This is a genomic window from Micromonospora sp. NPDC048843 (assembly GCF_040649965.1).
Classification (GTDB): Bacteria; Actinomycetota; Actinomycetes; order Mycobacteriales; family Micromonosporaceae; genus Micromonospora; species Micromonospora hortensis.
In genome coordinates this window covers 1-15216 of sequence record NZ_JBEZGJ010000177.1, presented here as the reverse complement: position 1 = coordinate 15216, position 15216 = coordinate 1, and the positions used below count along the sequence as shown (strand labels likewise).

Annotated in this window: 6 protein-coding genes; 1 reads left to right on the top strand and 5 read right to left on the bottom strand. The window is 70.3% G+C overall.

Annotated features, from left to right (window positions below; all coding sequences use genetic code 11):
* From AB0C20_RS29905 to AB0C20_RS29885, 5 genes are all read right to left on the bottom strand, one after another.
* On the bottom strand, positions 1-223 hold a 223-nt coding region (locus tag AB0C20_RS29905), incomplete at its 3' end, for a hypothetical protein (protein ID WP_357569208.1).
* A gap of 9 nt (positions 224-232) precedes the next feature.
* Complete coding sequence (locus AB0C20_RS29900) at positions 233-9637, bottom strand: neuraminidase-like domain-containing protein (protein WP_357569207.1); 9405 nt, start codon at positions 9635-9637, stop codon at positions 233-235.
* Between the two features lie 465 nt (positions 9638-10102).
* Positions 10103-10330 (bottom strand): ferredoxin, encoded by a 228-nt coding sequence (locus AB0C20_RS29895; protein ID WP_357177705.1) that lies wholly within the window; start codon positions 10328-10330, stop codon positions 10103-10105.
* The gene (locus tag AB0C20_RS29890; protein WP_357569206.1) at positions 10327-11556 is read right to left on the bottom strand and encodes a cytochrome P450; all 1230 of its coding nucleotides are present in this window, start codon (positions 11554-11556) and stop codon (positions 10327-10329) included. Before AB0C20_RS29890 ends, AB0C20_RS29895 begins: the two co-directional genes overlap by 4 nt.
* Before the next feature lie 230 nt (positions 11557-11786).
* Positions 11787-12560, bottom strand: coding sequence for a hypothetical protein (locus tag AB0C20_RS29885; protein WP_357177711.1), 774 nt, complete (start codon positions 12558-12560; stop codon positions 11787-11789).
* Positions 12561-12864: 304 nt separating this feature from the next.
* Here AB0C20_RS29885 and AB0C20_RS29880 point away from each other — a divergent pair, with 304 nt between their 5' ends.
* Positions 12865-15135: a glycoside hydrolase family 44 protein gene (locus AB0C20_RS29880; RefSeq protein WP_357569205.1), complete on the top strand. Its 2271-nt coding sequence runs from the start codon at positions 12865-12867 to the stop codon at positions 15133-15135.
* The last annotated feature ends 81 nt before the right edge of the window (positions 15136-15216 follow it).

Below are 15216 nucleotides of genomic sequence, written 5' to 3'. Positions count from 1 at the left end.
CCGACGACGCGGTGGGCTGGACGTCCAGGTCCGGCCCGAACTCGAGGATGACGGACCGGGGTGGGTCCACGGTGCCGGTCGCGTCGGTCGGCGGCCCGCCCGGTCCGAATGCCCCACCCGCTCCGCCGGGAGCGCCGGCGCCGGTCGGGTCGGCGGAGCCGCGCCACCGGGAGCCGGGCCCCGGCCCCCACGATCCGCCGCCGACCGGGTAGCTGGTCGTCACCGCGCCCCCTCAGCCGTCGAGCCGGTAGTGCAGCAGGACGACAAGGTCGGTCAGGCCGTCCGGGTCGGCCGCCACCGTGACCGGGGTGCCGAGAACCAGCGGATCGGACTGACCCACGCACTGCCGCAGGTCAGCGTCCCGGTTCAACGTCACCGGGTCACCGGCCACCGTGAGGTCGTACGTCCCGGGATCACCGTCCACCCGGGCGTACCAGGTCACCTGGTCCACCACCGGCTGGTGCTCGCGGGCGAGGTACGGCAGGTGCTCCGGCCCGATGGTCAGCTCGGTGCTCTGCTGCTGGGTGAGCTGCCACCACTCGTCCGGGAAGTGGTGGCGCAGGCTGTATGCCTGGTACAGCCCCGTCCGGCCAGCGTCGACAAGCATCTCGTTGAGCATCTCCCGCAGGGAGTCCTCGACCACGCCGCGCAGCGTCGAGCCGCCGTCGCGGGCCGTGTACCGCAGGTGCAGGATGATGTCGCTGATGCTGTCGTAGTCGAACTGGCGGACCGCCGTCGGCAGTTCCAGCCGCCAGGTGCCGATCGCGCCCTTGCCCTCGAACGGCAGGTAGCGGTCGTCGGCGAAGTTCAGCTCGAACATGCCGCTGTCGCTGAGGCCGCTGCTGGTAGCGATCGACTCGATGCCGCCCACGTTGTACGCGAACCGCTCGTCGCCGGGTGTCTCGGCGTACTTCTCCTTGGCGCTGGTGGCGCTCTGCCGGGCCGCGGTGGTGGTCCGGTACCGGTTGCCGATCAGGGAGAGCTTCGCTGTGACCGGGGTGTAGGGGCCGGCCACGCACGGGATGGACAGGCTGACAGTGCGGAGCCGGCGGAAGTAGTGCCCGGGGTGGTCCAGGTCGAACAGCGCCTCCGGCACGTTTACCACGCAACTGCCGGTGGCCCGCAGCTCGATCAACGCCGCCGGGTCGAGCTGTGCCAGCGAGACGTGCCGGGTCAGCTCGCGCTCGCGGCTGTGCCGGTCGAGGTAGGCCACCTCCATCCGCTTCAGGTCGTGGCGCAGCGCGTCCGCCACCGTCAGCCCCTTGCGCAGGCTGTCCCAGTAGCCGGGTTGCAGGAAGGTGGCCTCGCTGCCCAGCTCGTGGGCGAAGCACCGCTCGGCCTTCTTCGCCACGTCGAAGGCGAGCTGGTACGCCCCGAAGTAGACGGAGCTGGCTCGGCTGACCATCCACTGGTACAGCTCGGTGTTTGTGTACTTGCCGCGCAGGTATTCCTCGGTGGCGAGGGCGTTGTCGGCTTCCCGGTCGTGCGCCGCCAGCTCGTCGGTGAGCATAGCCACGTGCAGCCGCCCGGTGAGGAGCTGCTGGTCGAGCTGGGTCAGTTCGAGACCGGCCAGCGCGGCCTGGTGTTCCCAGTCGTCCATCCGGCGGCGGTAGCCGCCCTGGTTGGCTGCCATCCCGGCGGCCTTGTCCAGGGCTCGGGCGATCGCCTCCAGGGTCATCACCGCCGAGTCGGCGGCGGCACCGGCCTTGTCCCCGCCGAGAGTGAGGGTCACGGTGGGCGAGCCACCGAAGCCGGCGCCGCCTGCGGTGAAGTTGGGAATCAGCTTCAGCCCGCCGGACAGGATGTAGCCCACAGCGATCGCGGTCTCGCCGAGCAGCGACACCCCGGACAACGTGGTGGCGGTGATCTCCCAGGCGTTCATGTACGGCCGGCCGGCGTAGTAGCGTTGCCGCTCCTCCACCACCTTGCGGCTCAGTTCCAGCGCCGCGACGTTGCCCTCGGCCTCCGCGATGGTGGCGAGCTTGACCGCCCGTACCGCGTCGAGCAGGGCGATCTCCTGGCCGGCGCGCAGCCTGGCGAGTTGCTCGGCGTCCCGCTTCTCCATTGCGGCGAGCAGCCCGCCGCCCAGCTCACCGACGTACCCGACGAGTTCGGTGGCCTTCTGGGCCAGCACCCGGAACCGGTAGTTCGGCAGCGGCGCGCCGAGCCCGGCCAGGAACGATGAGACGGACATGCCGGCGGCGGCGGCCCGGACCAACGCTCCCGGATCGATCGGCGGCGAGAACAGGGCGAGCATGCTCTCCACCCCGTCGATGTTCTGGCAGTTGCGGATCTTGAACAGCCGATCGGCGATCAGATCCCACAGCCGGAGCATCTCCTCGTTGGGCGGGACGCAGAAGTACAGCGCCGAGTAGCTCAATGGGCTGGGCAGTTCCGCCCCGCCGTGCGGCAGCAGGTCCAGGTCGGGGATCAGGTTCTCCAGGTCCAGCAGCGCGTTGCCGAACAGGTCCACAGTGGCCTGGAGCTGGTTCACGGTGGCCGGAGCCGGACTGACCAGCGGCGGCACCACGCTCGGCTTCGGCCCGAGCAGTTTGTCGGCCAGGATGTAGAGCTGGGTGGCCTGGGTGACGGACTCCCGGGTGAACTGCCGGAACAACTGGTCGCCCCAGTCGACCAGGTTCTTGATGTAGCTGACCACCACGGCGAGCTGGTAGGCGACCGGCCGGCTGCGAGCCACCACGTGCGGGTTGAACGGCTTCGCCCGCCACTGCTCCACGGCGAACTTCAGGTCGGTGATGCTGGCCCCCGACGGGTCGGCCGCTATCGCCGTGAGAATGTCGCCGATCCGCTGGTCGAGCAGCTCGGGCACTCCGGTCTGGAAGAACGGCTTGGTGACCCAGTACTTCTGCGGAGCGGCGGCACCGTCGGCGGTGCCGACCGGGTTGAAGATGTGGTGGAACCAGTTGCGCGCCTCGGCGAACCGCTGGTCCCGGTTGAGCCGCAGCGCGATGTCGAACGGGAGGTGGTAGAACAGCTCCCAGTTGTAGCCCGCGTACGCGCCGTCCGCGGCGAAGTCCAGGTCCTCCACCGGGTACGGCGACACGACCACCGGCGCCGGCTGGTAGGTGGCGGCGAAGTCGAACCCCGTGTTGGTGAGCTGGGTGGTCCGACTCAGCAACGCCGGCACGCCCGAGCGGTAGACAGTGGCCCGTAGGAAACACAGCAGCGGGTGGTAGAAGTTCGCGAACCGCACCCCGTACGACAGGGTGCCGTAGACCTCGAACTCGGCGATCAGCCGGTGGTACTCCGCGTCCTCGGTCATCGCCTGCACGGCGGCCGCGAGGTCGTGCGCCGGGTCCTCGGCGTATCGGCGCAGGTATTCGGTGAGCAGCGCCAACACGTCGCGGGCGAACTCGTCCACGTCGCTGTACGTCTTCTCGATCCGGTCCGCCGGGTCCTCGGCACGCCGGTCGTAGAAGCCCGGGATGATCACGTAGCCACGGTCGTAGTCGCCGTAGAAGTACGGCATCAGGGTGCCCAGTGGCAGTACCGGCCGGCGGTCGTGGGTGCCTCGGACGCTCTGCGCCAGTCCCAGCAGCATGATGATCCAGTCCAGCAACGACATCTGCATGGGGTACGTCACCCGGAACCGGCCGGGCGTCTGCGCCACCAGCGTCTGGAACGCGCCCATCAGCGGGGTGCTGATCGCCAGGTCGTTCTGTTCCCGAAAGACCAGTTCGGTGAACCGTTCGGCCAGCAGCTCGGTGTCCTTGAACACCGGCGACAGCAGCAGGTTGCCGGAACCGCCGCCCGGCACCGGCTCCGGATAGCCCCGGCAGCCGGTCAGCGCGAACGAGCCGACGAACTCGGTGCCGGTGAGCACGCTGATCGCCTGGCCGGCCGCTCCGGCCGCGTACGCGAAGCAGGTGAACTCGTCCGCTGCGGGGAGGTCCTCCCGGTAGCCGCTGGCCGGGTAGTACAGCGCGTCCTTCGAGATCTTCTTCGGCTGCCAGCGGTCCTGCGCCCGCTCGCCGATGGCCAGCTGGATCCGCCACCGCCGGCGCGGCCGCTCCGTCTCCGTTCCGCCCGGCGGAATGCCGTCCGGGTCCGGAATCTGGGAGGTCTGCGCCGTGTCCGTCTCCTGCGTGAAGACCGGCCAGGCCACCGTGAGCCGGCTGTTGCGGTCGAAGGCGAGCAGGTGGTCGCCAGCGATGTCCAGCGGCACCCGCCGCCACGGCGTCCAGTACCGCTCCCGCTCGAACTGCCTGTGGTAGTACACCGTCGGGTCGCCGCCCCGGGTGCGGGCGAACACGTGCATGAGATGCCTGTCGTGCTGGTAGTAGCAGGCCATCACGTCCAGGTGCGCCAGGTCGTCGAGCTTCTCCAGGTACGTGATCGTGGCGTTCTCCACCGCCAGGTCGGTCAGCTCGTCCTGCTGCAACTGGTCGTCCAACTCGGTGAACAGCTCCGACTTGTCGTCCCGCAACTCCGGCAGGATCCAGTTCTCCGGATACAGGAAGATCTTCCGGTTGGCCTCCCACACCCGGTAGTTGGCCATCCAGTTCCACTGGTCCCAACCCGGATCCTCGGTGACCGCCGCGACGCTGTCCGGCTCCAGGCCCAGCAGGCAGCGCTGCACGTACAGCTGAACGGTGGCGTGCGCCTGCACGATGCGCGACGTCGCCATGCAGGCGCCCATCTCGACATCGATGAGGAAGTGGTCGTACAGGTCGTTGGTGTCGCGCAGCCCCGGGTTCTCGGCCAACAGGTACGCGACCAGCGCGTCCCGCTTGGCCACCCGCAGCCGGTCCTGCACCCCCTGGAGCACCCCGAACCACTCGGCCTCGGCGTAGCGCGCCTTCAGGGCCTGCCGCATGGTTGCCGCCCCCGCCGCCGTGGTGACTGGCTGACCCAGCGGCACCGCCGCCGCCACCGGTAGGCCCAGCCGGCGCAGCAGAGTGAGCGCGTGGGCCAGCCGCTGGATCGTCGCCGGCGACCGGTACGCGGTGAGGTCCACCGCCGACAGTTCGAGGTGGGCGTCCAGGTCGGCCAGCACTGTGGCGTCAAAGCCGCCGAGCTGCGCCAGGTGGGTGTGGACCTGCGCGGCGGTGGTGCCGGCCGCCAGGACCAGGTCGAACAGCCCGTACACCGTCCACGGCGCGGCCGCGTCCAGCGGGTTCGCCACCGGCGGGTAGGTGCGGGCCAGCTCGACCCCGGCAGCCAACCGGATCCAGTCGGCCAACGGGGCCGGCGGGCGGCCGGTCTGGTAGGGCGCCTGGTCCGGGGCCAACCAGCCGAGCGACCCGGCGTTCGTCAGCAGCCAACCGAGGTCCGCGTCGGGCACCGTCAGGTGCTCGATGAGCCGGCCCAGCACGTGCAGCAGGCGCAGTGCCCGGTACTGCTCGTCGAACCCGGCCGGGGTGACCGCCGGCGGCGCCGGTGGCTCGTTCACCAGGTCCACCAGCGCGTCGTCGGTGAGCACCGCGAGCAGCGGCCGGGTCAGCTCCGCGCCGGCCAGCACCGTCGCTGCGGCGTCCGCCGAGAACCCGAAGGTGTCGGCCACCGCCGCCACCGCCAGCTCCTGCTTGGTACGGGTGTACGCGGAGCTGGACAGGGCAGTGGTGATGGCCAGCAGCAGCGTGTTCTGCTGGGCCTCGGTGGGGTTGGCCACGATCGCCGCTGTTATCGGTGTGGTGTCCACCAGGGCGGCGAGCTTCGCGTCGACGAACTGCGCCGGGGTGGTCACCGCGTCGGTCCAACCACCCTCCACTATCGAGGCGAAGCCGGCCAGGTCCGCCTCGGTCATCCCGGGCACTGTGGCCAGCAGGGCACGCATGCCCGGCAGGTTCTCCTCGGGCGGCGCCGCCGGGTCGACAGCGGGTCGGGTCGCCGCGTACCCGCTCTGGTAGCCGGCCTGCAACCCGGTGAGCACCGTGGTCAGCGTCTCGTCCGGCAGGTCCCGAGCGGCCAGGTCGTCGGCTTCGTGTCGGAGCAGGTAGCGCAGGTCCGCCGGGCGGATGCCGGTGCCGGCCCAGGCAGCGTCGAGAAGGTCGACGAAGGCCAGCGCGGTGGCCGGTGCGGTGAGCGGATCCGACCCGGTCAGATCCTTCATGATCAGGTACTCGGTGGCGGTGAGCCCGAGCGACCGGGCCAGCAGCGTCCCCGCGTACACCGCGTGCAGGCCGGCGTTGCTGACGATCGCCGGGGCCGGAAGGTCGGCCACCAGCAGGGCGGTGTCCGCCGTCGTGGCCCCCAGGCAGGTCGCCAGGTACGCCTCGTGCGCCGACAGCGGGGCACCCGAGCCGGGCGTGGTCAGCTCCGCCTGCTCGTTGGCGAGCACGTGGGCCGGCTCGAACGCTTCGAGGACCGGGCCGTTCGCGGAGTTGCGGAACACCTCGGCGTACCGCGACTCGTCCAGCGGCGCGAACAGGTCGACCACCTCGGGCAACGGCAGCCCGAGCCGCGCGGCCAGCCGGTGCAGCGCCGCCACCGCGACCAGGAGGTCGCCGTCCAGGGCGCCCCCGCCCAACGCGTCGGCCCGGATAGCCCGGTCCAGCAGCGGCGGCGTCCAACCGGTGCAGGCCGGCGCGCGCAGCAGGCGCAGGAACCGGTGGATCCGGTCCAGGCGTGCGTCGGTGAGCTGCTGGATCCGCTTTGCGCTGAGGTCGGACCCGGTGTCCAGGTGCTTGACGAACATGGCGTTCCCGGGATTGACCCAGGCCAGCGCCAGCAGCTCGGTCAACTCCCGATAGTCCAGGCGCGCCCGAGCGAGGAAGTTGTCCACGCGGGCGATGCCGCCCAGAGCGCCGAGCGGCGCGGTGTTCCAGATGTCGTCCTGTGCCGCCGGGTCGGCGGTGACCACCAGCTGCCGCTGCGCGTCGCTGATCCCCAGTTCCTCGGCGGCGATGGCCTCGTCGTTCGGGCCTGTCGACCGGCGCAGCGCCCGCATCACGTCGGCACGGGCGATGTCGAACTGGGCGAAGTAGCTGCGGGTCTCCTCGTGCGCCAGGTCGAACGGCAGGGCGAACGCGTACCGGCTCCCCGCCAGCAGGGTGTAGGCGGCGGCATTCACGTACTGCGGCGCGGCCGCCAACTCCAGGGCGGTGCCGGTGGTCTGGCGCAATCGGCGCACGAACCACCCGCCGCCCCCGTCCGGGGTCGCCTTGGCCACCACGCCGATGTCCCGCACCACGCGGGCTCCAGCCAGGTCCGGCTCGTACACGAGCGATCGGTCGGTGAACGGCCATCCCTGGCCCTGCAACAGGCTCAGCAGTCCGGCCGACGGCGCCTCCACCGGATCGACGCCGCCGCTCAGCGGGCCCCCGAACGCCAGGCCCGCGTCCGGTGCCACCGCCTCCTCCAGCAGTTCGCACACCAGGTCCAGGTAGGGCAGCGGAAGGTCGGTGTTCTCGCAGCTCAGATCCAGGTCGCCGAGGTCCGGCCGGCGACCGTACAGGACGTCCCGGGCGACCTTGGTGGCCGGACCCGGCGTGTCGGCGTCGGTGACCAGCCGGTTACCGAGGAACTGAAGGACGTCCACCAGGTACGCGGCGGCGCTGTGCACGCTGCGGCACGGCTCGCAGTAGCTGGAGTCGGCGAGCTGGAACAGACTGCTCAGGTTGGGAAAGTCGGCGCTGACCGGGGTGAGGTCCGGGGCCGCCGAGCCGCCCAGGGCCCGGACCGGTAGCGCCCGAGCCGCGCTCTGGAGTTCGCCGGCCAGCAGCCCGCTCGCCACGTGCACGTCCACGGCCCGGCGATACACCGACCGGGCCTGCTCGTCGGTGAACCGGCCGGTGTTCACTGCGGTGGCCACGAACCGCGTCTCGCCGAGGGCGTGGATCCGTGCCGCCGACGGCACTTCGGCAGCCAGCAACGCCGTCGTCTGCCGATAGGTCGGCGCCAGCTTGAAGATCCGCTGCGCGGCCTTGAGCGCCGGCCGCCCGGTCCGCAGCCGCTCCGGGTGATCGCGCAGCAGGCGCTCCACGTTGCCGGTCGCGAGGTCGAAATCCGGATTCGCGGTGAGCAGTTCGAGCACCACGTCCCGGTGCCCACCGAAGGCGCGCTCGGCGGCGCTGGCCCGCTCGTCGTTGCCGGGCTCCTCGTTCTCGCCGGGCTGCTCGTCGGGGTCAGCCCGGCGATCGGGGCCGGGCCGAATGTCGCTGCCGTCGGATCGTTGGCCTCCGGCGCCGGCTGCGGTTGCGGTGCCGACCACGGTGCCCGCGTCGCGTTCGAGCTGCGCGGTGAAGGCGGTTGTGGGATAGCGCCTCTCCAGCTTGCGGGCCAGTGCACCGGCGTGCAGGTCGATCAGCTCCGGCCGAACCGGCTGACCGGCCACCCGGACATCCGCGGTGCTGTCCCGCAACACCCGCCGCCAGTCCGCCGGGGCCAGCCGGGCCAGCCGGCGTACGTCAGCCGCCCCCTCGATCCCCTCGCTGTCACGGACCCGGTCGACGATCGTCTCGTCGTAGCCCAGCACGTCGGCCAGCACGCTCGCCGCGCCGGCCGCCTCGGCAGCCGACCGGTCGGGAAACGCCGCCGCCTCGGCCAGGCGGGCGATCAGCCCGGGCAGGTCACCGGCGGCGTCGGCGGCGAGGAGACTCTGGACCCGCTCGTGCGCGCCGTCGGCGAGGAACCGCTCCACCCGCCCGTACAACACCTTCGGTCGTTCCTGCGCGACGTACTCCTTGGCCTCCGGCCGTACCCGGGCCAACATGTCGAGAATCCGGTCCAGCTCGCCGAGCAGGTCCTCGGGAACGAACCGATGGCGCACTGCGTCGGCGACGGCGTTCCGGACGGTGTGCTCGTCGAGCAGGGCGATGTCGTAGTACAGCGGCCGCAGTTCGGTGTTCAAATCGACGTCGAACCGGGCGAGCGCGGCGCCGGTGCGGCTCGTGGTCAACAGCGTCCGCTCGGCGAACAGCGCGTAACCGAACACCGCCGGCAGCTTGTAGGACGCGGCCAGTTTCTGCGCCACACCGAAGTGCGCCAGCGCCGTCGCGGGGAGTCCGGTCTCGGCGGCCAGGAACGTCACGTCCTCGGCCTCGTCGTCCTGCCGCAGCTCGTACAACGGGACCTGGCCGAGCAGCGGGACAATCGTGGCGAGGATCCGCTCGTACTCACTGCGTTTCCGGTCCCCACCACCGGACAGGTCCACTGTGAGCACGGCCAGCTCGGGTGCGTTGAACAGCACCGCGCTCAGCGGCGGGTCGGACAGGAGGCGATCACCAGCGGACACCCGGACGAACAGGTCAGCGGACTGCTTCTCGGAGCGGGTGAAACCGTCCCGCGAATAGTCGACGCGATACAGCCCGTCGTCCCCGGTGGTCGCCTCGCCGAGTTTCTCGGCGTCCCGCAGGTCCCGGTCGAACGCGCTGACAGTCAGAGCGTTCGCCGGCTGCCCGTCGGCCCAACGCACCCGACCCACCACGACGAACCCCGACGGCGGCTCGGCCAGCACCATCTGCACCGCGTCCCGGGTCGCCCCGTCCACAGTGCCGGTTACCGGCAGCTTGTACGCCCGTTGGAACTCAGCGACCCCACGGCGGGTGGTCGGCCCGTACCGGGCGTCGACCAGTTCGTCGGTGGCGATGTCGGCGGGCATCCGTAGCAGCGCGGTGTGCAGCCGCCGGACGTCGTCGCTGGGGCGGTGCCGGCGCGAGCCCATCGGGGTGGTCATGAGCATCTCCGATCGTCCGACAGCCGGCGACGGCGGCTGTCTGACGCCGGTGCGACCGGGAGCTACCTGGCATCGTGCGGATCAGAGGAGCCCGCCAGCATCGCACTGTCCAAGATCCGCCTTACCGTCTGGCTGAACGGCAGCGGGCACTGCCGGTACGGCCGGTGGCGGGGTCTCGTTTAGTGCCTTCGCCACACTGGCCGCCGCGAGATACGCCAAACGCTTCTGACTGCTCTCTTTCTAAGTCAGTGATTGAGCAGGCCGTCGAGCACCGTCCGGAGGAGATCGCGGCACCAGTCGACCAGACGGCGGCGAAGCCCTGGTCGGCGAAGACGAACCGGATCGGAGTGCTGGCGCAAGCCGTCAGCAGAGCCGCCGCGGCAGAGCGACCGTCTCGTCGCTGATCTGCCGAAACTTCCGCACCTGCCCAGCTCGTGGGCGCAGACGGCCGGGCTCGATCTCGGGTCAATCCTGCGGCGCGATCAGCCGGTCGTCGGTGAGGTCGTGAACCGTGATCGCCTCCACGGGGCACGAGTCGGCGGCGTCGAGGATGACGTCGGCCGGGGCGACGACGTCGGCCAGCGGCGCGGACAGGCCGCCGACCAGGTGGAAGTGCTCGGGCGCGGTGCCGGCGCAGATGCTCGTACCGATGCAGCGGCGTGTGTCCACCCCGATTCGCCAGGCGGTGCTCACCAGACCACCGGCATGCCGAGCAGGCCCCGCACCAACATGCCCCGCTTCCACTCCAGCTCGGCTTCGGGTACGGCGAGCCGCAGTCCGGGCAGTCGAGTCACGAGGATGGCTACGGCTACCTGCAACTCCATTCGGGCCAACTGCGCGCCGACGCAGTGGTGTACGCCGTGCCCGAAACCCAGGTGCGGGTTCTGCGCGCGCTCGAGATCCAGCCGGTCCGGGTCGGCGAAGACGGTACCGTCGCGATTCGCCGATGACAGTGAGCCGAGAACGGGCTCGCCTGCCCGGACCATCACCCCGCCGACCTCGACGTCCTCCTTGGCGTACCTGGCGAAGGAGGAGCCGACGCCGAGCGGCACGTACCGCAACAGTTCCTCGACCGCGGCCGGCACGAGCGACGGGTCGGCCCGCAGTAGAGCGAGCTGGTCGGGATTCTGCAGCAGCACGTAGATGAAGTTGGGGATCTGGGTCACTGTGGTCTCGTGGCCGGCCGCGAGCAGCCCGCCGGCCAACTCCACCAGCTCGGTCTCGCTGAGCCGATCCTGATTCTCGTCGCGGGCCCGCACCAACGCGCCGAGCAGGTCGTCGATCCCCGGCTCGCGGCGGCGCTCGGCGACCAGGTCACCGATGTAGCCCCAGAGATTGTTCAGGTACTCCTGGATCGTCTCCATGGGAAGCGAGGTGGTCGAGACGATCGCCTCGGACCAGATGTGGAAGCGGTCGCGGTCGGCGTACGGGACCCCGAGCAGCTCGCAGATCACCTGGATCGGCAGCGGCGTGGCGACGTGCTCCACCAGGTCGGCCGGAGGGCCGAGCGCGACCATGTTGTCGACCAGTGCGTCGGCGATCTCCTGGGTTCGGGGTCGCAGCGCCTCTACCCGACGTGCTGTGAACGCCTTCGCCACCAGCCGGCGCAGCCGAGTGTGATCGGGCGGGTCCAGGGTCAGCATGCCGCTGTACTGCTGGCGCGGTGTGAGCCTGGGCTCGTCGCGCTGGACGGCAGGGGCGCGGCCGAACCGCACATCGCCGAGGACCGTGCGGACGTCCTCGTACCGGGTGGCGAGCCACGCCTCCTCGCCGTAGGGGAGCTTTACCCGGGTCATCGGCTCGTTCTCGCGCAGCTCGCCGTAGGTCGGGTCGACGACGAGACGGTCGGGCACACTGAACGGGTACGACCGGGCCGGCGGAACGGTTCGGCTATCGGTGGTCTGCGCGCTCTCCGTCATCCGAGTTCCCTTCGTCGAGACGGCGTGATCCTCAGGCCGGCACCTCGTTCGTAGCGGCGCCGGACTGCCGGCGTCCGGGACGTGCCGACAGCACACATTGACGCTCAGTAGCCTGTCGATGTCGGATCGTAGCGACAGATATCGATGATCGCCATGGAGGCCGGTCCGCCGCCGGGGTGCGGCAGCAAAGCCACACCCCGGCAGGGACATTCATCGGGACTGGCCCCGGATCAGCAGCCGAGCCGCTTGCTCGACAGGGCGATGTCGTCGATCCAGAGGTCGAACTCGCCCGGTGTCGTGCCGCCCTGGTAAAGCTGCCAGCCGATCTTCACTGTGTCGACAGTCGGCAGGACGAAGGGAACGTCGTTGCCACCGTGGTCGTTCGTGGAGGCTGTCAGCTCCGGGTTCGCCACGCCATCGATCCACACCGCGACGCTGTTGTCCGCCGCGTCGATCTTCCACTCGAAGCACTGCCAGGTGTCCTCGACCACCGGGGCGGACTCCCGCCAGTTGGTCCAGTCGCCGGTCGGACCACCGTCGGCGCCGACCCCCCAGAAGGTTCCGGGGACCGTTGGCGCGTACTGCCCACCGACCGGACGGACGACCTCCGCGCTGCCGGTGCCGGTCGCTTCCACAAGCGTGAAGTGCGCCCAGTCCGGGGCCGCGGGGAAGGCGTCGACGCGCAGGCGCATCCGGCCGTAGAAGCGGTTGCCCGGCGCGACGAAGTCGTCGACGCGCAGGAAGGCACGTCCGTTGTCAACTGTGTGAACGTGCAGCACCTGGTTGCCACGACGGGCACGTTCGACGGTGAGCGTGCCATGGCGGGTGTCGACGCCCCACTTCAACGTGCTGGGTCCCCCGGGAGGCAGTCGCTCGAAGTCCTCACAGAAGAGCAGGCCACGGGGGCACGATGGCGGGGAGGCCCCCGATGCGCCGGCCGGGACACTGCCGACCGCGGCGCCGAGGATCAGGGCGGCGCTGAACACCGCGAAAAATCTGCGCATTGTCATCCTTCATGACGGCTGGCTGCCCACCACAGGGGACGGACCAGCAGGAACTTTCCGGCCGTGCGACGCTGAGGTGCTCCCGCTCGCACCGTTGCGGCGCGGTTGCCTCCGCGCTGCGGCGATCCGAGCTATTCCGGCACGCCGCATCAGCCACAACCACATTGACGGACGTCATTATATGTGAAGAGGTTGACTTCGGTCGGCCGACAGTGGAATGCCCTGCGGCGTTGACTCGGAGCCAGGAAGGCGTAACGCTGTGGAAGCGCTCCCATCGTCGAGCTCCTCTGCGAAAGGAATGCTCGTGCGTCTCACCACAGCTCTACTTCCGGTCGTGCTCGCCACGGCTCTCGGCGGTCTGGCCCTGCCGGAGCCGGCCCTGGCCGCAGCCGGCCCCGCGCTGGCCGTGGACACCACTGCCGCCCGGCACCAGATCAGCCCGTACGTCTACGGCATGAACTTCGCCGACCAGGTCCTCGCCCGCGACCTGCGGCTGCCGGTGCACCGCTACGGCGGCAACGCCACCACCCGCTACAACTTCCGAGCCGACACCACCAACCGCGCGTCGGACTGGTTCTTCGAGAACATCCCCAACGACAACCCGAGTCCGGAAGAACTCCCGGAGGGCTCGGAGACCGACCGGTTCGTGCAGCAGAACAAGGCCACCGGCGCCGCCACGGTCATGACGATTCCGATGCTCGGCTGGATCGCCAAGGACCGGTCGCGGGCGTGCGGCTTCAGCGTCGCCAAGTACGGCCCGCAGCAATCCACCGACACCTGGGCACCGGATTGTGGCAACGGCATAGAGCCGGACGGGTCACTGATCACCGGCAACGATCCGAAGGACACGAGCGTCGCCGTCGGTCCGGAGTACGCCGCCGACTTCGTCAACCACCTCAAGGGGCAGTTCGGCGCCGCCGCCGACGGCGGGGTCCAGTTCTACAACCTGGACAACGAGCCGGACCTGTGGCACTCCACCCACCGCGACGTCCGCCCGGCCGGGCTGGGCTACGACGAGCTACGCGACCGCACCTACGAGTACGCCGCCGCGATCAAGGCTGCCGACCCGGGCGCTAAGACCCTCGGTCCCGTCGGCTGGGGCCTGAACTCGATCCTCTACTCGGGCCTCGACCAGGACACCTGTTCGCGCACCGGCTGCTGGTCGAACCCGCCGGACAAGGCCGCGCACGGCGGCCAGGACCTCGGCCCGTGGTACCTGGACCGGATGCGCGAGTACGAGCAGCAGCACGGCACACGCATCCTCGACTACTTCGACGTCCACCTCTACCCGCAGCAGTCCGGCGTTTTGGGCGAAGCGGCCGGCGACGCCAACACCCAGGCGCTGCGACTGCGCTCGACCCGCCAACTCTGGGACCCGACCTACGTGGACGAGAGCTGGATCAACAGTCCGGTCCGGTACATCCCGCGCCTGCGCGAGTTGGTCGACCAGCACTACCCGGGCACGAAGATCGCGATGACCGAGTACAACTGGGGCGGCCACGGATCGCTCAACGGCGCGCTCGCCCAGGCTGACGTCCTCGGCATCTTCGGCCGCGAAGGGCTCGACCTGGCCACCCTCTGGACCGCACCCACGGCCGACCAGCCGGTGGCCAACGCCTTCCGCGTCTACCGCAACTACGACGGCAAGGGCGGCGCGTTCGGCGAAACCTCCGTCCAGGCGACCAGCGCCGACCAGGGCAGGCTGGCTGTGTACGCCGCCGAGCGGAGCGCCGACAAGGCGCTCACAGTTGTCGTCATCAACAAGACCGGCGACGACCTGACCAGCCCGATCGCCCTCACCGGCGCCTCCGCCAGCACCGCTCAGGTCTACCGTTACAGCGGGGCGGACCTCGCCGGCGTCGTCCGGGAGGCCGACCAGCCGGTGACCGCCGGCGGACTCACGGCCACGTTCCCGGCCAACTCGATCACTCACCTGGTCCTGCCGCGCGACACCACGCCCGGCGACACCCAGGCGCCGACCGCCCCGGGCAAGCCGACCGCCGGCACGATCACCGGCGACAGCGTCGCGCTGGCCTGGACGCCGTCCACCGACGACACCGCAGTCACCGGCTACGACGTGCACCGGGTCGACACCGCCGGCCCCGTGAAGGTGGGCAACGCCACCGGGACCACGTACACAGTGACCGGGCTGACGCCGGACACCCCGTACACCTTCGTGGTGACCGCGCGGGACGCGGCGGGCAACGTCTCGGCGGCCTCCCCCGGCCTGACCGTACGGACCGCGCCCACCGCCCCGACCAACGTCTGCGCGGTCGGCTACGCGGCGAACAGTTGGCCGGGCGGCTTCACCGCGACCGTGACGATCAAGAACACCGGCACCACCGCGATTAACGGCTGGAAACTCGCCTTCGATTTCCCCACCACCGGCCAGAAGGTCGGCCAGGGCTGGTCGGCCACCTGGAAACAGAACGGAACGAGCGTCACAGCGGACAGCATGAGTTGGAACGGCACACTCGCCCCCGGCGCGTCCACCAGCACTGGCTTCAACGGCACGTGGAGCGGCACCAACCCGGCACCGACCGCCTTCACCCTCAACGGTCAACGCTGCGGGTGAGCGAAGAGGCCCCACTCCGTACCGACGGAGCAGGCCGGACGGGTCCGGCCGGCGGTCAGCAGCGCGAGGATGTAGCAGGCG

Excerpts from the sequence above, each read along its gene's own strand:
- AB0C20_RS29900 (WP_357569207.1), bottom strand. The coding sequence starts at position 9,637 with ATGACCACCCCGATGGGCTCGCGCCGGCACCGCCCCAGCGACGACGTC.
- AB0C20_RS29890 (WP_357569206.1), bottom strand. The coding sequence starts at position 11,556 with ATGACGGAGAGCGCGCAGACCACCGATAGCCGAACCGTTCCGCCGGCC.
- AB0C20_RS29885 (WP_357177711.1), bottom strand. The coding sequence starts at position 12,560 with ATGCGCAGATTTTTCGCGGTGTTCAGCGCCGCCCTGATCCTCGGCGCC.